The 18605-nt window shown below is 67.3% G+C and carries 14 protein-coding genes; 9 read left to right on the forward strand and 5 right to left on the reverse strand.

Features of this window, described 5'->3' with window-relative positions:
- Positions 1-14: 14 nt before the first annotated feature.
- Positions 15-311, reverse strand: coding sequence for a chorismate mutase (locus G341_RS0107175; RefSeq protein ID WP_018178439.1), 297 nt, complete (start codon positions 309-311; stop codon positions 15-17).
- A 67-nt stretch (positions 312-378) separates the two neighbouring features.
- Between G341_RS0107175 and G341_RS0107180 the strand changes: the two genes are divergently transcribed.
- Together G341_RS0107180 and G341_RS0107185 are read left to right on the forward strand one after the other, a co-directional pair.
- Entirely contained in the window at positions 379-2232 is a 1854-nt protein-coding gene (locus tag G341_RS0107180) for a hypothetical protein (RefSeq protein ID WP_018178440.1), read from the forward strand.
- A 58-nt stretch (positions 2233-2290) separates the two neighbouring features.
- On the forward strand, positions 2291-4765 hold the full coding sequence (locus tag G341_RS0107185; protein ID WP_081622456.1) for a UvrD-helicase domain-containing protein: 2475 nt from the start codon (positions 2291-2293) through the stop codon (positions 4763-4765).
- Here the strand turns inward: G341_RS0107185 and G341_RS21360 are convergent.
- The gene (locus tag G341_RS21360) at positions 4762-5712 is read right to left on the reverse strand and encodes a M23 family metallopeptidase (protein WP_162140705.1); all 951 of its coding nucleotides are present in this window, start codon (positions 5710-5712) and stop codon (positions 4762-4764) included. The genes G341_RS0107185 and G341_RS21360 overlap by 4 nt on opposite strands.
- A 294-nt stretch (positions 5713-6006) precedes the next feature.
- Here G341_RS21360 and sucC point away from each other — a divergent pair, with 294 nt between their 5' ends.
- The 6 genes from sucC (at position 6007) to G341_RS0107220 (ending at position 11463) form a co-directional block, all read left to right on the forward strand.
- A complete protein-coding gene (gene sucC, locus G341_RS0107195) occupies positions 6007-7170 on the forward strand; it encodes an ADP-forming succinate--CoA ligase subunit beta (RefSeq protein ID WP_018178443.1) in 1164 nt (387 codons plus the stop codon).
- A gap of 12 nt (positions 7171-7182) precedes the next feature.
- Positions 7183-8085, forward strand: a complete 903-nt coding sequence (gene sucD / locus G341_RS0107200; RefSeq protein WP_018178444.1) for a succinate--CoA ligase subunit alpha — start codon at positions 7183-7185, stop codon at positions 8083-8085.
- A 104-nt stretch (positions 8086-8189) separates the two neighbouring features.
- Positions 8190-8903 (forward strand): DUF5336 domain-containing protein, encoded by a 714-nt coding sequence (locus G341_RS0107205; protein WP_026303366.1) that lies wholly within the window; start codon positions 8190-8192, stop codon positions 8901-8903.
- 61 nt (positions 8904-8964) lie between these two features.
- Positions 8965-9351 (forward strand): DUF2834 domain-containing protein, encoded by a 387-nt coding sequence (locus G341_RS0107210; protein WP_081622458.1) that lies wholly within the window; start codon positions 8965-8967, stop codon positions 9349-9351.
- A 56-nt stretch (positions 9352-9407) separates the two neighbouring features.
- Positions 9408-10013 carry a TetR/AcrR family transcriptional regulator gene (locus tag G341_RS0107215; RefSeq protein WP_018178446.1) on the forward strand — a complete coding sequence of 202 codons (606 nt, stop codon included), beginning with the start codon at positions 9408-9410 and terminating at the stop codon, positions 10011-10013.
- A 13-nt stretch (positions 10014-10026) separates the two neighbouring features.
- Positions 10027-11463, forward strand: coding sequence for a hypothetical protein (locus G341_RS0107220; protein WP_155826832.1), 1437 nt, complete (start codon positions 10027-10029; stop codon positions 11461-11463).
- A gap of 66 nt (positions 11464-11529) precedes the next feature.
- Here G341_RS0107220 and G341_RS0107225 read toward each other — a convergent pair whose 3' ends face one another.
- The 3 genes from G341_RS0107225 to G341_RS0107235 form a co-directional block, all read right to left on the reverse strand.
- Positions 11530-11934, reverse strand: coding sequence for a DUF4189 domain-containing protein (locus tag G341_RS0107225; protein WP_018178448.1), 405 nt, complete (start codon positions 11932-11934; stop codon positions 11530-11532).
- A 52-nt stretch (positions 11935-11986) separates the two neighbouring features.
- Complete coding sequence (locus G341_RS21365; RefSeq protein WP_018178449.1) at positions 11987-12745, reverse strand: LppX_LprAFG lipoprotein; 759 nt, start codon at positions 12743-12745, stop codon at positions 11987-11989.
- A gap of 161 nt (positions 12746-12906) precedes the next feature.
- Positions 12907-16488: an indolepyruvate ferredoxin oxidoreductase family protein gene (locus G341_RS0107235; RefSeq protein ID WP_018178450.1), complete on the reverse strand. Its 3582-nt coding sequence runs from the start codon at positions 16486-16488 to the stop codon at positions 12907-12909.
- Between the two features lie 349 nt (positions 16489-16837).
- Here G341_RS0107235 and G341_RS0107240 point away from each other — a divergent pair, with 349 nt between their 5' ends.
- Positions 16838-18580: an APC family permease gene (locus G341_RS0107240; RefSeq protein ID WP_018178451.1), complete on the forward strand. Its 1743-nt coding sequence runs from the start codon at positions 16838-16840 to the stop codon at positions 18578-18580.
- The last annotated feature ends 25 nt before the right edge of the window (positions 18581-18605 follow it).

Raw genomic sequence — 18605 nt, forward strand, 5'->3', positions numbered from 1 at the left:
GTGACTGACATTACTTAGCGCCCCAGCGGCCCGCGACCCAGCCTCAACAACAGCATCGCCAGCGTGTGGCCTTCCTGGCCGAGCTCACTGAATCGCTGCAGGACGGCCATCTCGCGGCTGTGCACCAGCTTGGGCCCGCCCGACGCCATCCGCGTCCTGCCGACCTTCTTCGACACCGCGGTGCGCCGCTTGATCGCGGCCAGGATGATCGCGTCCAGCCGATCGATCTCCAGACGCAGCTCGTCGATGCTTTCCGGCAGCTCGTCGACATCCGAGCCGAGGTTGTAGGCGGTCTCGATCTCCTTGCTCACGGCCAAGAGTTTACGGGTCGGCACGAGGCCGCGGTCGCCGTCTCGGCCTGCGTGACAGACTGGCCCGATGCTGCGCCCGATCCTGACGCGCTGGTCCGGTCCGAACCTGGCCGCGGTCGCGGTGATCGCGACCGTCGTGGCGCTCGGGGTGCGGGTGGAGGTGCTGGCGTCCGGGGGCTTTTACTGGGACGACCTGATCCTCTTCGGCCGCGCGGGTACGCATTCGCTGTGGTCGTGGGATCTGCTGGCCTACGACCACGACGGACATTTCATGCCGTTGGCGTTCTGGACGGCGGCGCTCGTCACCACTATCGCGCCGATGTCGTGGCCGGCCGCGGCCGTCAGCATCGTGGTGCTGCAGGCGCTGGCGGCCTGGGGCGTCTGGCGCGGCCTGCGGGCGCTCTGCGACGGCGCGCCGGGTGCCGAGCGAGCCGACCGGTCGACACCCTGGGTGCTGGCTCCATTCGTTCTCTACCTGTTCTCGACGCTGACGGTGCCCGCCGACGCCTGGTGGGCGGCCGCGCTCAATACGTTGCCGATGCAGGCGGCCGCCGGTGCGATCGTCGCCGATGCGATCGCGCTGTGCCGCACCGATGACCCGCGCCGCCGCCGAATCCTGATCGTCCGATCGGCGGTGTTCTTCGTGCTGGCGCTGGGATTCTTCGAGAAGTCCCTGGCCATCTTGCCGATCGCCCTGGTGGCCGTGGCGCTGTGGCAGCACAGCCGGTTGGTCGGCGCCGGCGCCGGCGCGCGGCGACCGGTGCGGGGCCTCGCCGCGGCTTGGAAAGGCGCTGCGGGCCTGTGGCTTTCCATGATCGCGATCGCGCTCTGCTGGATTCTCGCCTATCTGGCCGTGGTGGCCGACCGGCCCGGCGGGCACCAGCTGCGGCAGACCTGGCTGCTGGTGTGGCGTTCGTTGAACCAGGGGATCGCCGCGGCATCGGTCGGCGGACCGTTGCGCTGGCTGTCCGGGTGGGGACAGACGCCGCCCGTGGCCCTCCCGGCGACGTGGCTGCTCGTCATCGGATGGTTGGTGATCGCCGCGATCGCGTTGTGGGCGTGGCGGACTCGGGTCGACGCGATCCTGCCGCTGATCGCGGTGGCCGGCTACGTGGTCGGCGCTCAGGTGGTGGTGCTGTGGCAGCGCAGTTCAGCGGGGACCGTGCTCGAGCTGGCGCAGACCTACCGGTATCTGCCGGACAGTGCCCTGGTGTGCGCGTTCGGTCTGGCGCTGATCATCGCCGCTCCGCGCCGTTCGGGAACCGCGACCCCGCGCCGCGCGACACAGCTGGCCGTGGGGGTGGCGGTCGCGCTCGCGGTGATCGCATCGGTGGCGTCGACCGCGCGGTTCGGCGATGCCTGGCATCAGCAGGGCACGCAGCAGTATCTGAATACCGCTCGGAAGTCCTTGGCGGACAAACGGGATGCCCGAATGATCGACCAACCCGTGCCAGCGCTGGTGCTGGCCCCGCTGGCCTACCCGAACAACCTCGCGTCGCACGTCTTCGCCGCGTTGCCGGACCGGCCGGAATTCGGGCGGTGGACCGATGAGCTCTGGTACCTCGACGACCACGGCCGGATCGACCCCGGCGCGATCTACCCGGTCCGGCAGGCCGCGGCCCTGGGCGGGTCGTGCCGCGATCCGGAGGTGGCGGGCCCGGTCCGGCGCCGGCTCGACGGCCCCTTGCTCGCGCTGACCTGGGTCGCCCAGATCCCGTACTGCGCCGATGGGGCCGGGGAGGTCGCGGTCGGAGCGGTCGGCGGTCCGCCGGTGGTGGCTCCCGTGCAACCGGGCCTGCACGTCCTTTACGTCCAGTTCGACGGCGGCGGTCTGGACCTGCAGATCGCACCGCGGACGCCGGGACTGCGGTTGCATCTGGGCACGATCGCGATCGGCTCCGGCGTCGGTCCGCGATTGTGATCGCGCGGGTGTTTCCGTCCGCCGGCCTGTCCGACGGAGCGGGTAGCGTAGTCAGACGATGAGATCGACTTCTGTGCGCGCTGGTTCGTCCGCCCACCCGGAGCCTGCGCTGCCGGGCCTGGCTCGCGGCAACCTGCGTTCGGACGAGCTGAGCGCTCGTGCCGAGCAGCTCCTCGACGGACTGAACCCGCAGCAGCGGGCGGCGGTGCTGCACAGCGGCTCACCGCTGCTCATCGTGGCGGGTGCCGGATCGGGCAAGACCGCGGTGCTCACCCGGCGCATCGCCTTCCTGCTGGAACAGCGCGATGTGGGACCGGGCGAGATTCTCGCCATCACATTCACCAACAAGGCCGCGGCCGAAATGCGCGAGCGGGTGATCGGGCTGGTCGGTCCGCGCGGCGCGCGCATGTGGGTGTCGACGTTCCACTCCACCTGCGTGCGCATCCTGCGGGCGCAGGCCGGGCTGATCGAATCGATCAACTCGAACTTCTCGATCTACGACTCGGATGATTCGAAGCGGCTGCTCGCGATGATCATCCGCGACCTGGATCTCGACCCGAAGAAGTTCAGCCCGCGCGGCGTCGCGGTGCATATCTCGAACCTGAAGAACGAGCTGATCGGGCCGGAGCAGGCGAGTGCCGATGCGGAGAACGATTCCGATCAGGCGGCGCAGATTCTGGCGAAGATCTATACGCAGTATCAGCAGCGGCTGCGGGCCGCCAACGCCTTCGATTTCGACGATCTGATCGGGGAGACCGTCGCTATCCTGCAGGCGCATCCGGAGGTCGCCGAGTACTACCGGCGCCGGTTCCGTCATGTGCTTGTCGACGAGTACCAGGACACCAATCACGCTCAGTACGTGCTGGTCCGCGAGCTGGTCGGCACCGACTCGACCGGCGGCGTCGCCCCGTCCGAACTCTGCGTGGTCGGCGACGCCGACCAGTCGATCTACGCATTCCGCGGAGCGACGATCCGCAACATCGAGGAGTTCGAACGCGACTTCCCGAACGCCGAAACCATTCTGCTGGAACAGAATTACCGGTCCACGCAGACGATTCTGTCGGCCGCCAACGCCGTCATCGCGCGCAACTCCGGCCGTCGCGAGAAGAAGCTGTGGACCGATTCCGGCGACGGCGATCTCATCGTCGGCTACGTCGCCGACAGTGATCGGGACGAGGCCGCGTTCATCGCCGGCGAGATCGAATCGCTGTCCGGCCGTGGCGATTACAACTATGGCGACGTGGCCGTGTTCTACCGCACCAACACGGGATCACGGGCGCTGGAGGACGTGTTCATCCGGCTCGGCATCCCGTACAAAGTTGTCGGCGGCGTTCGGTTCTACGAGCGCAAAGAGGTTCGTGACGTCGTCGCCTACCTGCGGGTGGTGGCCAACCCCGACGACGCGGTCAGCCTGCGGCGCATCCTGAACACTCCGCGGCGGGGGATCGGCGACCGCGCCGAGGCCTGCCTCGCCGTGCACGCCGAGAACCACGGCGTCAGCTTCTATCAGGCATTGCTGGACGGCGCCGAAGGCAAAGTGGCCCTGCTGAATACGCGGGCGGTGAAGCAGATCGGCGGCTTCGTCGAGCTGATCGAGGGGCTCCGCAACGACTTCCTGCTCACCCACGGTGCCGACGACATCGCGGTCATCGACTCGGGCACCGAGGCCGGTGACATCGGCGATCTCGTCGACGCGATCGTCGGCCGGACCGGCTACCGCGATTCGTTGGAGGATTCCAGCGATCCGCAGGACGGCGCGCGGCTGGACAATCTCAACGAATTGGTTTCGGTAGCAAGGGAATTCAGCATCGATGCGGCCAAGCTCGTCGCCTCCGGCGAGGTTCCCGATCCCGCCGACGGCGAGCCCGAGCCCGGCTCGCTCGCGGCGTTCCTGGAGCGGGTGTCGCTGGTCGCCGATGCCGACCAGGTGCCCGACGAAGGAGCGGGCCTGGTCACGCTGATGACCCTGCACACCGCGAAGGGCCTGGAGTTCCCGGTGGTCTTCGTGACCGGCTGGGAGGACGGCCAGTTCCCGCATCTGCGCGCGCTGGGTGATCCGGCCGAGCTGAGTGAGGAACGCCGCCTGGCGTATGTCGGGATCACCCGGGCGCGGCGACTGCTGTACCTGACCCGGGCGATGGTGCGCTCGGCCTGGGGTCAGCCCGTGGCGAACCCGGAATCGCGCTTCCTGCAAGAGATTCCGCAACATCTGATCGACTGGCGACGCACCGAGCCGCGGCGATCAAGCTGGGGCGACCGGCGCGATTCCGGTCCGCGCGGGGTGTTCGGCGAATCGTCGTACAGCTCGGGTCGCTCGGAGTCGTTCGGGCGTGGGGCGGCGGCGAGCCGGCCGCGCAACAACCAGGTGCATCTGGAAGTGGGCGATCGGGTGACGCATGCCAAGTACGGCATGGGCAAGGTGGTCTCGAAGGAAGGCGCCGGGCCGACGGAGCGGCTCGTGTTCGACTTCGGCGGCGACATCGGCCGCGTCACGCTGCTGGCGCTCGGCGGACTGCCGGTGGAGAAGCTCTAGCCGCCGATGTAGGGGTTGACCTGGACTCCATGCTGGGTCAGCCATGCGGTGGGGTCGGTCTTCACGCCGTGGATCCAGACCTCGAAGTGGCAGTGCGCGCCGCTCGACTGCCCGTTGCTGCCGACCAGGCCGATGACCTGTCCGGCAGTGACCTGCTGCCCCTTGTGCACCAGGACGCCGTTGTCATACATGTGGCCGTACACGGTCTGGGTGGTGCCGTCGAGCGACTTGATGACGATCCAGTCGCCGAATCCCTCGGCCGCACCGGCCTCCTCGACGATGCCGTCCTGAGCGGCGTGGATCGGGGTGCCGATGGGGGCGGCCATGTCCATGCCCCAGTGCGCCTCCGGGCGGAAGCCGTACAGCGAGGTGAACTTGTACTGCCCCTGCGCCACCGGCGACACGTACATCGGCAGCTTGCCGGCATCCTCGGCGGCCTGACGCTCGTCGGCGAACCTTTCACCCACCGGGAGCCCGGCCAGGTAGTTCGAGGTGTCCGACGGGGCGGCGTTGGCGACGTCACCGGTCTGCGGATCGACCGCGGCGGTCTTCGGGCTGGGGGACGAGTGCTGCGAGTGGCCGAGACCGGCGCCCGCCGCGACGGCGGCACCGGCGGCGATCGCGACCATGGCCGCGCGTCCGCGCAGCCCGGAAGGCGGAGCCTGCAGGCGGTGCTTGGAGCCGGTCCGCGGCGGCCGGGGCCGCGACAGGATCGCGGGGATCTCATCGTCGAAGTCGCTCTCGGCGATGAGGATGTCTTGGGTGATCTCGTTGCGGGTCGGGAGGTCTCGACTCGGGAGATCGACGCTCGGGTGGCCACTACGGGGGCGGGGCGAGGTGGTGGTCGTCGCCTGGCTCAGCTCGAGCTCGTATGCGTTGAATTCGTCGAAAGGAATGAGAGTGGTGACGTCCTCGGAGCCGCTTGCGTAGCGTGGCCGCACAGGCACGCACCTCCTTGGTCCCGACATCCGGCTGGCCACCTTGCCGTGACCGGACCGTTATATTTCGACAGCCTTAGCGACGGTAGACCAGGCGCTCGGTGCTATGCAAGGAGGCGGCCGGTAAATTGGGCGATGTGAGTCGCTTCACAAGTGGTTTCGTGAGACGGTTCACATGGTGGAGGTGATCTGCTCCACATCACCCAGGTCTCTTGACCGAGCGCTTGTGCAAGAGGTCTACAGTCAACTCCGGCCCACGGATGTATCCCTATCTGTGGGTAAAACTACGAGATGGTGAGCTGAATGGATCTCTTCGAATATCAGGCGAAGGAACTGTTCGCCAAGCACGGAGTTCCCACTACCCCTGGGCGGGTCACTGACTCTGCTGCCGATGCACGCGCGATCGCCGAAGAAATCGGCAAGCCCGTGATGATCAAGGCACAAGTCAAGGTCGGTGGGCGCGGCAAGGCGGGCGGCGTCAAGTTCGCCCCGACTCCGGACGACGCACAGTCCCACGCAGAAAACATCCTCGGCCTTGATATCAAGGGCCATATTGTCAAGAAGCTGCTGGTCGCCGAGGCCAGCGACATCGCGGAGGAGTACTACATCTCCTTCCTGCTCGATCGCACCAACCGCACCTACCTGGCCATGTGCTCGGTCGAGGGTGGCATGGAGATCGAAGAGGTCGCCGCGACCAAGCCGGATCGGCTCGCCAAGGTGCCGGTCGACGCCGTGAAGGGTGTCGATCTCGCCACCGCGCGCAGCATCGCCGAGCAGGGCCACCTGCCCGCCGAGGTGCTCGACGCCGCGGCGGTCACCATCCAGAAACTCTGGGACGTCTTCGTCAACGAGGATGCGCTGCTGGTGGAGGTCAACCCGCTGGTGCGCACGCCGGACGATCAGATCCTGGCCCTCGACGGCAAGGTCACCCTGGACGCGAACGCCGACTTCCGGCAGCCCGGTCACGCCGAGTTCGAGGACAAGGACGCGACCGACCCGCTGGAGCTCAAGGCCAAGGAACACGACCTCAACTACGTCAAGCTCGACGGTCAGGTCGGCGTCATCGGTAACGGTGCCGGTCTGGTCATGTCGACCCTGGACGTCGTCGCGTACGCCGGTGAGAACCACGGCGGCGTGAAGCCGGCCAACTTCCTGGACATCGGCGGCGGTGCGTCGGCCGAGGTCATGGCGGCCGGTCTGGACGTCATCCTGGGCGACGCCCAGGTCAAGAGCGTGTTCGTCAACGTGTTCGGTGGCATCACCGCATGTGACGCCGTCGCCAACGGCATCGTCGGCGCCCTGGACAAGCTGGGCGACTCGGCGAACAAGCCGCTGGTCGTTCGCCTGGACGGCAACAAGGTTGAAGAGGGCCGCAAGATCCTCAACGACGCCAACCATCCGCTGGTCACCCTCGCGGAGACCATGGACGCCGGCGCCGACAAGGCCGCCGAACTGGCGAACAAGTAAGGGGCCCAAGACATGTCGATCTTTCTGAACAAGAGCAACAAGGTCATCGTCCAGGGCATCACCGGCGGTGAGGGCACCAAGCACACCGCGCTGATGCTCAAGGCGGGCACCAATGTCGTCGGCGGCGTCAACGCACGCAAGGCCGGCACCACCGTGTCGCACGTCGACGCCGACGGCAACGCCGTCGAGCTGCCGGTGTTCGCGTCGGTCGCCGAGGCCATGGAGAAGACCGGGGCCGACACCTCGATCGCCTTCGTGCCGCCGGCCTTCTCGAAGGACGCCATCATCGAGGCCATCGACGCGGAGATCCCGCTGCTCGTGGTCATCACCGAGGGCATCCCGGTGCAGGACAGCGCCTACGCGTGGGCCTACAACGTCGATAAGGGCAACAAGACCCGCATCATCGGGCCGAACTGCCCCGGCATCATCACCCCGGGTGAGTCGCTGGTCGGCATCACGCCGGCCAACATCACCGGCGCCGGTCCGGTCGGCCTGGTCTCCAAGTCGGGCACCCTGACCTACCAGATGATGTACGAGCTGCGGGACTTCGGTTTCTCCACCGCCATCGGCATCGGCGGCGACCCGGTCATCGGCACCACTCACATCGACGCCATCGAGGCGTTCGAGAAGGACCCGGAGACCAAGGTCATCGTGATGATCGGTGAGATCGGCGGCGACGCCGAGGAGCGTGCCGCCGACTACATCAAGGCCAACGTCACCAAGCCGGTCGTCGGCTACGTCGCGGGATTCACTGCGCCGGAAGGCAAGACGATGGGTCACGCGGGCGCGATCGTGTCGGGCAGCTCCGGCACCGCGCAGGCGAAGAAGGAGGCCCTCGAGGCCGCCGGCGTGAAGGTCGGCAAGACGCCGTCCGAGACCGCCGCGCTGGCTCGCGAGCTCCTGCAGTCGCTGTAGTACAAGCGAATGACGTTCGGCCCCATACCTGCTGCAGGTATGGGGCCGAACTCGCTTCCTGCGTGACATGATGTCCGAATGCCATCGCCACCCGCAGGAGAATCATGAGCACGCCACCCGGACAGCCAGGTCCGAATCAGCCCGGACAGCCGGATCCGAATCAGCCCGAGCAGACCGGCCAGTTCCAGCCGACGACCCCGGTGTCGCCGGGCTTCGGCCAGCCCGGGACGCCGCCGTTCGACCCGGCCGCCGCAGGGCCGCCGTCGGGGCAGTTCGCCGCGGCTCCGTCGGGTCAGTTCCCCGTCCCGCCGTCGGGGCAGTTCCCGCAGCCGGGGCCCTACTGGGGCCCACCGCCACCGCCGGGTGTCATCAAGCGACTGGGCGTTCCCAACGTGTTCGCCCTGCTCGCGTCCGTCGCCGGGATCATCACCTTCTTCATGGGTTTCGTGTCCTGGGTGACGATCGATGAATCGCTGGAGCACAAGGCGGAGAACTGGGCCGACGACCAGGGCTCCAAGCTCGGCATCCCCGGTTTCTTCTCGGTGAACATGGTGCTCAACCCCGGCTACTTCTTCCTGCTGCTGGGTGCCTGCGCGGTCGCCGCCGCGCTGGTGGTCGTGCCGGCCTACCGCCGGTTCCTGCCGCTCGTCGCCGTGTTCACGGCCCTCGGCTACCTGGGACTGTTCGCGTCCGCGGTGGTGCTGCCGTCGTTCATCAGTCTCGGTGCGGGGGCGATCGTCGCGCTGATCCTGGGCGCGTTCCAGCTGGCGCTGACGTTGGCCGGGGCGGTGATCGCCGGGCTGCGGACCGGCGCCTGATCGCCGCCGACTTGGGCAATCCGCCGGTGGCTCGCGGGATCGGTGGTTACCGTCGGGAAGCATGAGTACAACAACGACTGCCCATGCTCACAAACGACGCCGCACCCTGTGGCTGATGACGATCGTCGGATTCGTGGTTCCGAACGCGATGTTCGGAAAGTTCTTTTTGGACAACGGATTCGGCAAGGCCAGCTGGAAGAAGCTGGGATCGGAGGCGGTCGGGACGATCCCGTCGGCCGCGATCCTGGCGGACGCCGGCCTGACCGCGCACACCTTCATCACCTGGGCCTCCTGGGATGCCCACCAGCACAAGGTCCGCGGCTGGTGGCTGGTCTACCCGGCGACCTACCTCGTCGGCATCTGTTTCGGAGCCCCGCTGTATCTGCTGATGCGGGAGTACAAGCTCGGCGATGCCGCACCGGTGACAGCGCTGCCGTCGGCCGCGTGATCGGCGACCCGACCCGGTGCTTCGCGCAGCGGGTCGGGCCCGGCTAGGTTGGATCGATGACCGACACCCCCGAGTCGCCGGACGCGACCGATCACGGTACGGCCCGGGACCGCGCGAAGGCGGTGCGTCGGCAGCAATTGCTCGATGCGGCAGCGCGATTGATGGCGCAGCGCGGCTACGCCGGGGTACGCCTGGAAGACATCGGCGCGGCCGTCGGGGTCAGCGGCCCGGCCATGTATCGCCATTTCGCCGGCAAGCACGATGTTCTCGCACAGATGCTGGTGGGTATCTCGCAGCGACTGTTCGACGGCGGCGAGGCCGTCGTCGACGAGGCGACGGACCTGCGCGCGGCGCTGTCCGGACTGATCGACTTCCACGTCGACTTCGTGCTGACCGAGCCGGATCTGATCCGGGTGCAGGATCGCGACTTGTCCTCCCTGGATGACACGGCGCGGCACCAGGTGCGTAGTCTGCAACGACGATATGTCGAGCTGTGGACGGACATCCTTGTGGGACTGAATGATTCGATGGAGCCGGTGGAGGCGCGCGCCCGCGCCCACGCCGTGTTCGGACTGTTGAACTCGGCGCCGCGGCTGCCTGATCTGCCGCCGCGCGAGCTGCGGTCGCTGCTGACGCAGATGGCGAACGGTGCCCTCGCGTGACGGAGGCGCTGTCGTGAGGGTGCGGGCCGGCCTGCTGGCGGCCGCCGTCGCCGCGCTGATCGCGGTCGTGGTCGTGGTGCTGGTGATCACGCTGCAGTCGCCCGCGCTGCACGCGCGGGCGGACACCGCTCCTGCCGTGCCCGTCGGCGGCACCTATGTCCCGTCGCTGGCGAACCGCCCGTCGGCGAAATGGACCAAGACCACCGCCGAATTGTTCGGCAAGCAGGTCGCCGCGACGCCGGGCACGCTGTCGGTGGCCGGCAGCGATCCGCCGACGATCGTCGTGAGCTATGTGCAGCCCGGCCACAGCTATGTCATGGCGGCCGACGCCGCGACCGGCCAGGCGCGGTGGACCAAGCCGACCGAGATCACCGGCGTCGAAGGATGCGACTTCAGCCAGCTCGGCGAACTGATGTGTTACAGCCCTCGGCTGCAGGCGCCGAACCCCGACCCGACCGGCGTCGACGTGTCGATGGTGCGGCGGCACGACGGGTCGATCGCGAAGGCGTTCTCGTTGGCCGGCAACGGAAAAGTCACCGAGAGCGCGGTCGGAGACGGCTTCGTGTTCACCTTCTCGGGCCCGACCGCAAGCACCTATGTGTCGGTCAGCTCGACCGGTGCGACGCACTGGTCGACCACTGGTGTCGGTGGCAAGGAAGAACGGATGGCGTACTCGCCGATCACCGATCTCGTCGCCATCCGGCTCGACGCGAAGACGTCCACCGTGCTGTCGCAGCGTCGGAACGGGCGGATCTTCACCGCTTCCAACGAGGGTGCGCCCGGATACGGCGGCGACGACGATATCGCGTTGAACGCCTTCGGATTCAGCGTGAACGAGCCCAGCGGCCTCGGCGTCTACGACCGCGACGCGCGACGGGTCGGTTCGGTGGCCGGGGCGGCGAACCTGGTCGCCAGCGACCTGCACTCCGGCTCGGCGTTGAGCGGCGCCACGACATGTCCGCGAGTTCCGTTCGTGGAGATGGACTACAGCGGTCGCGGCCAGCTGATGGGCGAGGTGGGGGTCGCCGACGCGACGAATGGCAAAGTGCTGTGGCAGAATTCGCGCTCCGGATTTCCGCTGGACATGACCTGCGTGGGGACGTATGCGGTCACGACCGGGATGCGTTCGCTGACCGACACGCGACTGGTGATCACCAACTACGACCTGGAATCGGGCCGGCAGGAGTCGACCTACGAATTCCCGACGGTCGGTGTCATCGCCGCGGGATTCGATGCGGAGGGCAACGCGACCTATGCGTCGGCGGTCGAGGGATCGGAGAAGGCGATCGCGGCCGCCAGTTACAACCTGGGGACCGGAACGCAGCAGTGGCAGATGACGCTCAGCGACGTGTACTGGAGTCCGACGCTGGGCAATTCGTTCTGGAGCACGACCGCCGGCTTCTTCTATGTGGGCACCAACTCGAGTCTGGTGCGGCTCGCCGGCGCCTGACGGCGCAAAGGGCAACGCCGCCTGCGCATCTCGGGGATGATACGCAGACGGCGTCTCGCCTGATGGCTACTCGTGGCCGGAGGTGCACACCCAGGTGACGATGTAGCCGCCGCCGGATCGGCCGATCGCCCGGCTCTCCGCCGAGTACAGATCGGACGCGGCCCCGCCGCCGTAGGCGGTGGACGATTCGGCCAGTGCGCCACAGCCATTGGTGAACTGGGCGAGGACCTCGCAGTCGGTGTAGCCGCACTGGCTGAGCGCCTCGTTATTGGCCTGGCTTGCGGTGTCGTAGTCCCACGAGCGGCCCCACGACCCGGTGGACGGGGAGACGGCGATCGCGCCGTGGTACATGCCGTAGGCACTGGCGGTCGGGGCGGTGATGACCGAGATGCCGCCCGCCACCAGGGTGGCGGCGAAGGCACCGACGGCGGCGCGTCCCAGATTCTTCTGTCGTTGCGTGAACTTCGTCATGGTCTTCTCTTTTCGCGAGTCTGTGGGATGAGAGGGCTTGTGCGGCCGGGAATTACTTCTTCTGCAGTTCGGTGCCGCCCGGCAGAGCCGGCGGGTTCGACACCGCGGGCTTGGTGGCGGTGACCGGCTTGCCCCAGTCCGAGAACGTCAGCTGCAGGGTGGAGTTGTCGACCGGGGCCGACTGCACCTGGACGAGCTCGTGGTCGCCGGTCTTCTGGATCCAGACGGTGATCGGCACCGGAGCGTTCTTGTCCTTGCCCTGGCCGATCGTCATTCCGCTGAGATTGGACGCGTACGAGGCGGGCACGGTGCCGGAGATCTTCTGCGCGTCCTGGCCGCTGATCATCTCCGAGCCCTGCTCGTGCAGGTTGGTCATGTTGTTCAAGACCCCGGGGATGCCCTTGTTGGCGTCGAACAGGTTGTTGACGTTGTAGATCGCCGTACCCGGTCCGTAGTCGACGTACTTGCCGGTCAACAGGTTCGAGTACATGTGGCCATCGACGAACACCCATTGTCCGTTCTGCGCCTCGCCGACCGTGGCATCGACCGAACCGGAGCCGAGCACCGCAGGCTTGTTCTGCAGGTCGCCCTCGAGCTTGTTCACCGACAGGCTCGGGATCTTGCCGTCGGCGGTCAGCACGAAGTGGGTGGTGGTCAGGTTGGTGCTGGCGGTGGCCGCGTTCTTCACCAGGTTCGCGGCGTCGGCGTTGTCGGAGCTGTTGCTGTTGCTGCCGCCGCAGGCACTCAGGCCGACGGTCAGGGCGGCCGCTGCGGTGGCGCTCGCGGCGACGATCTGGAGCCGTGACTTCATGTAGGTGTCCTCCTTGTGGACTGGCAGTACCGATGGGCTTGTGCCCGGCTGGTCGGCGATCGCTCGCCGCGTTCTCGAATGTGCTGCCGATAGTCTGCACGGCAGCGAGACAGGGCGGAATGGGCAGAACTACCCATTCCGCGCGGGGTTATTCAACCAGGTCAGATGCCGAGATCGGCGATCATTTCGGCCAGTGCGGCGCGGTACCGGTCCACGTTGGCGGCCTTCACCGACTCGTAGCCGCGCACCATGTCCGGCAGCGCGGCCAGGGCGGCGGCACGTGGGAGATCGGCCGCGGTGAGCCGTCTCTCGTCGAGCGCCGACACCAGCCGGTCCAGCACGTCCCGGTACTCGGCGATGAGTGCGCGTTCCGTCTTGCGAATGCGAGTGCGCCCGAACGGGTCGGCGGCCGTACCGCGCAGCCGGCGCATTCCCTTCAACAGGTGGAATGCGGGGGTGCCCCAGGCGCCGATCGACATCTTGTCGTGCATTCCCATGGCGCGCAGCGTCGGCGGGTGAAAGCGGCGGTACACCTTGGCGTCGGAACCGAATTGAGCGGCGACATCGGCGGCGAACTGCGGGTCGAGGGCGAGCCTGGCCACCTCGTACTCGTCCTTGTACGCCATCAGTTTGAACAGGTTCTCCGTGACCGCGGTGGTCAGGTCCTCGCCGCCGAGCGGCGATTCGGAATCGCGCACCCGCCGCAGCATCTCGACGAACTCCGTTGCGTAGGCGAGGTTCTGATACGCGATGAGCTCATCGGCGCGGCGGGCGATGAGCCCACGCAGCTCGGGGGAGACATCGCCGATGTCGTCGGCGAGTCGTCGTGCCGCGGCCGACGGTTCGACGACGACCGGCGCCGGCCGCATGGCGGCGATCGCGGCGTGCACCGATTCGGGATCGGCGACGAGCTGTCGACCGCGCCGGAATGCCTGGATATTGCGCTCCACGGCGACACCGTTGAGTTCGATCGCACGTTCCAGCGAAGCCGCCGAGATCGCCAGGGCGCCGGTCTGGAAGGCGGCACCGACCATCAGCATGTTGGAGTACTGCTCATCGCCGAAGAGCTCCTCGGTGAGCGTTCCCGGATCGAGGTAGATCGCACGGCGGGTACCGCGGTCGATCGGCGAATGCAGCTGTGCCGCATCGGGATAGTGCGTCCCGGTGTCGATCACCATCTGTCCGGTCGGGACCCGGGTCGTCGAGACCACGGCGGTGGTCTTGTCCGGGCTGGCGACCTTGAGATTGGTCTGATCGGCGCCGACCAGACCGTCGCAGGACAGGTACAGATCGCAGTCGCCGGACGCGACCTTGGCCGCCTGCTCGCAGGGCTCGCGGGTCACCTTGAGATCCGATACGACGGCGCCGCCTTTCTGCGCGAGACCGGTCATGTCGACGGTGCGGGCGACATTGCCGTCGAGTACGGCGGCGGTCGCCATGATCTGCGAGACCGTGACCACGCCGGTGCCGCCGATTCCGGTGACGCGCACCGTGAATCGCGTCGGCGGGGCGATCGTCGGGGACGGCAGCAGCGACGCCTCGATATCCGGCACCACGGCCGCGGCGGCCGCACCCTTCCCGGGGATGACCGTCACGAAGGACGGGCAGTCGCCCTTCAAACAGGAGAAGTCGAGATTGCACGACGACTGGTCGATCCGCGTCTTGCGGCCGTATTCCGTGTCGACCGGGTGCACGGACAGGCAGTTCGACTTCTCGCCGCAGTCGCCGCACCCCTCGCAGATCCGTTCGTTGATCATGATGCGCTGTGCGGGAGTGGGTATCGTGCCGCGCTTGCGGCCCCGTCGATTCTCGGCGGCGCAGTGCTGGTCGTGGATCAATACCGTGACGCCGCCGATGCCCGCGAGTTCGCGCTGGACGTCCATCAGTTCCTCGCGGCGGCGCACCTCGACGCCCGCCGGCAGACCCAGCGCGCGCGTGCGGATCGGGTCGTCGGAGGTGACGATCACCTTGGCGACCCGTTCGGCCAGTAGGAGATTGGTGATCTGCGGCAGGGTCATCTGGCCGACCGGATCCTGGCCGCCGGTCATCGCGACCGTCCCGTTGAAGAGCAGCTTGTAGGTGATGTTCGCGCCGGAGGCGACCGCCGCCCGCAGGGCGAGCGAACCCGAATGCATGAAGGTGCCGTCGCCGACGTTCTGGATGTAGTGGTTCTCGTCGACGAACGGCGCCATGCCCACCCACTGCAGGCCCTCGCCGCCCATCTGAGTGGTGCCGGTGACCGTGCCGACCTCGCGCGGATCCATCAGCAGAACCATGGCGTGACAACCGATCCCGGCGCCGACCAGGGTGTCGGGGCCCACCTTGGTGGAGCTGTTGTGCGGGCAGCCCGAGCAGAAGTACGGGGAGCGCACCGCAAGTGGCAGTTCGATCCGGGTGCGCTGGTTGTGCGACCGATCCAGCCAGGCTCGGGCGGCCGGGATGCGGTGGACGCGTCCGAGCCGATCGGCCATGCCGCGGGTCACCGAGTCGATGTCGAGCTCGCCGAAGCGGGAGAACAGCGTTGCCCCGTCCTCGTGGGTCTTGCCGACGATCCGAGGTGTTCCCGTGCGGCCGTACAGCATGTCGCGCATCATCGTCTCGATGAAGTCGCGCTTCTCCTCGACGACGATTACTTCATCGAGGCCGTCGATGAACTGGTGGATGATCTCGCGCTCGAGCGGGTACACCATGCCGAGCTTGAGGATGCGGATTCCGAGGCGGGTCAGCTCGCCGTCGTCGATGCCGATCAGCCGCAACGACTCCCGCACGTCGAGATAGGTCTTTCCGGCAGCGACGATGCCGATCCGATCGTCGCCGCTGCCGACCACGATCTTGTTGAGCCGGTTGATCCGCGCGTACTCCTCGGCCCGCGGCTTGCGCACAGTGAGCTGATTCTGTTCGAGCTCCATCAGGTTGGCGCCCAATAGCTTTCCGCTGGGCACGTGCGGGCTGATGCCGAGGTCGCCGTAGACCGGCAGGATCCGGTCTGGATGCACATCGGCGGTCGACGCGCCGTCCGCCACATGCGCGGAGATCTTCATCGACGTCCACAGCCCGGACACGCGAGACACGATGGCCGCGTGCACGCCGAGATCCAGGATGTCCTGCGAGTCACCGGGATACAGGATCGGCATGTAGAGATCGGCGAGCGCCATCTCGGACGCGCAGGGGACCGTCGACGACTTCGCGCCGGGGTCGTCGCCCACCAGCGCCACGGCGCCGCCGTGCGGATGGGTGCCGATGAGGTTGGCGTGACGCAGGGCGTCGGTGGCCCGGTCGAGCCCGGGCGCCTTGCCGTACCAGTAGCCGACGACGCCGTGGCGGGGCCGGCCGTCGCGGTCGGCCAGATGCGCCACCTGCGCCGCGATCTGTGTGCCCATCACGGACGTGGCGGCGAGTTCCTCGTTGAGGCCGGGCCGGTGGACGATGTCGAGCGGGGTGAGGTAGGCCTGGCGCCGCGCGATCTCGAGGTCATAGCCGGCGAGCGGCGAGCCCTCGTAGCCGGAGATGAACGATCCGGTCGCGAGATTCTGGCGCTGGTCGAGCCGCGCGCGATCGCGAACCATCCGGACCAGGGCTTGGATGCCGGTGAGATAGACGGTGCCGGTTTCCCGGGTGTACCGGTCATCGAGGGAGAACGATTCGACGCGGGCGGTGCCGCCGCGCGGATCGGCATCGTGCAGGCCGTCGGCATCGGCCGAATCGGTGGAACGCTGCGTGTTGTTGTCGGGGGCGATGGACATGGGTGGGTCCTGCTCTCGTATCGCGCCGGTCGCGGGATCGCCGCAGCCCAGCAGTCTTGTGGGTACCCGGGGTAATGGGTCTATCGACATCGTAGGCCTGGACGTGACGCGGATCACGCACGTTCGGCCGAGGTCGCCCGCCGGTTATTGCATCGATATTCAAATCGGGGTCGCCGGAATTATCTGATTGACCCGAAATTCGCCGCGATCGTATAAAGCGGACAAATGCCGGGGCCGTATTTTGAAACGTGTTTGTAACGGCCCAATGGTCGGCGATTCTCGGTTTCCGGTGGCATGCTTTTCCCACCCAACTCGGATTTCTTCTCGTCACCCATGGACGGAGTTCTCGATGGCCACCGGAATCGAAAGTCCGGCACCGCAGCAGCATGTCGATCTCGACGGATCGAAACTCGACCGCGGTGTCGGATTCTGGGGACTCCTCTGGGCGTCGGAAGGATCGCTCATCGGTTCGGGCTGGCTCTTCGGCGCCCTCACCGCCGCGTCGATCGCCGGCCCGTCGGCGATCATCGCCTGGATTATCGCGTCGATCATCGTCATCCTGCTGGCGTTGGTGCACGCGGAACTCGGCGGGATGTTCGCGGTCAGCGGTGGTACCAGCCGGTTTCCGCACTACGCCTTCGGCGGGTTCGCCGGCGCCGCCTTCGGGTGGTTCTCCTACATCCAGGCGGCGACCGTGGCCCCGATCGAGGTGCTCGCCGCGATCCAGTACATGTCCACCGCGAGCTGGGCGAGCGGCCTGTACAACGGCAGCGACAACACCCTGACCGCGTCCGGCGTCTGGATGGCCGTCGCCCTGATGGTGTTCTTCGTGATTCTCAATCTGGTCGGCGTGCGCTGGCTGTCGCGGTTCAACAGCACATTGACGATCTGGAAGGTCGGACTTCCTATTCTGGCCGTCATCGTCCTGATGGCCGTCAGTTTCCATTCGCACAATTTCTCGGCCGGCGGCGGGTTCTTCGTGCACGGCGCGGAACTCAAATCGATCCTGATCGCCATTCCCAGTGGCGGCATCGTCTTCGCGATGCTCGGATTCGAGCAGGCGGTCCAATTGGGCGGGGAGGCGCGCAATCCGAGCCGCGATCTGCCGCTGGCGGTCATCACCTCGATCCTGCTCGCCGCGGTGCTGTTCGTCCTGATCCAGGTGGCCTTCATCGGCGCTCTCGAGCCGAAGCTGCTCGCCGAGGCCCACACCTGGACCAACCTGTCGGACGCGACGATGATGAAGCAGAATCCCGACCTGGAAGCGCTCAACAAGGGGCCGTTCTGGCAGGTCGCGACCCTGGCCGGACTCGGCTGGCTCGCCGTGCTGCTGCGGATCGACGCCGTGCTCTCGCCCGGCGGCACCGGGCTGATCTACGTGACCACGTCGTCCCGGCTGACGTTCGGGCTGAGTCGGAACGGCTACCTGCCGCGCGCGTTCGAGTGGACGTCAGGTCGATCGCGGGTGCCGTGGTTCGGCGTGCTCGTCACGGCCGCGATCGGGTTGCTCTTCCTGCTGCCGTTCCCCAGCTGGAGCAAGCTCGTCGGCGTCGTGACCAGCGCGTCGGTGATGATGTATGCAGGCGCACCGCTGGCATTCGGCGCGCTGCGCCTGCAGAAGCCCGACCTGCCGCGACCGTATCGCCTGCCGTGGGGGCCAGTGCTCGCGCCGGTCGCGTTCATCTTCGCGAACTTCATCGTCTACTGGTCGGGGTGGCAGACCTACACCACGCTGATGGCGGTGATGGTGATCGGCGCGATCCTGATCGGCGTCTCGATGGCGCTGAAGCTCAATCCCGCGATGCCGGAGATGGACTGGCAGGGAGCGATCTGGGTGCTTCCGTATCTCGTTGGTATGGGCGTGATTTCGTACTTCGGCGGTTTCGGCGAGGGCGGCATCATCGGCGGGGTCGGCGTCTTCAGCGACGTGTGGGTCGGCGGCAGGGGCGCCCTGGGCCTGTGGTGGGACATGCTCGCCCTCGCCGTCTTCAGCCTCGTCATCTACTACGGGGCGATGCGGTACCGGCTGGCGCCGCAGAAGGTCGACGAGATGATCGCCGCCGTTCACGTGGAGCCGGTCGAGGGCCACTAGTTGCTGAACAGCCTGGGCTCTTTCT

Origin of the sequence: Jongsikchunia kroppenstedtii DSM 45133 (assembly GCF_000380485.1) — a bacterium.
Lineage (GTDB): Bacteria > Actinomycetota > Actinomycetes > Mycobacteriales > Mycobacteriaceae > Jongsikchunia > Jongsikchunia kroppenstedtii.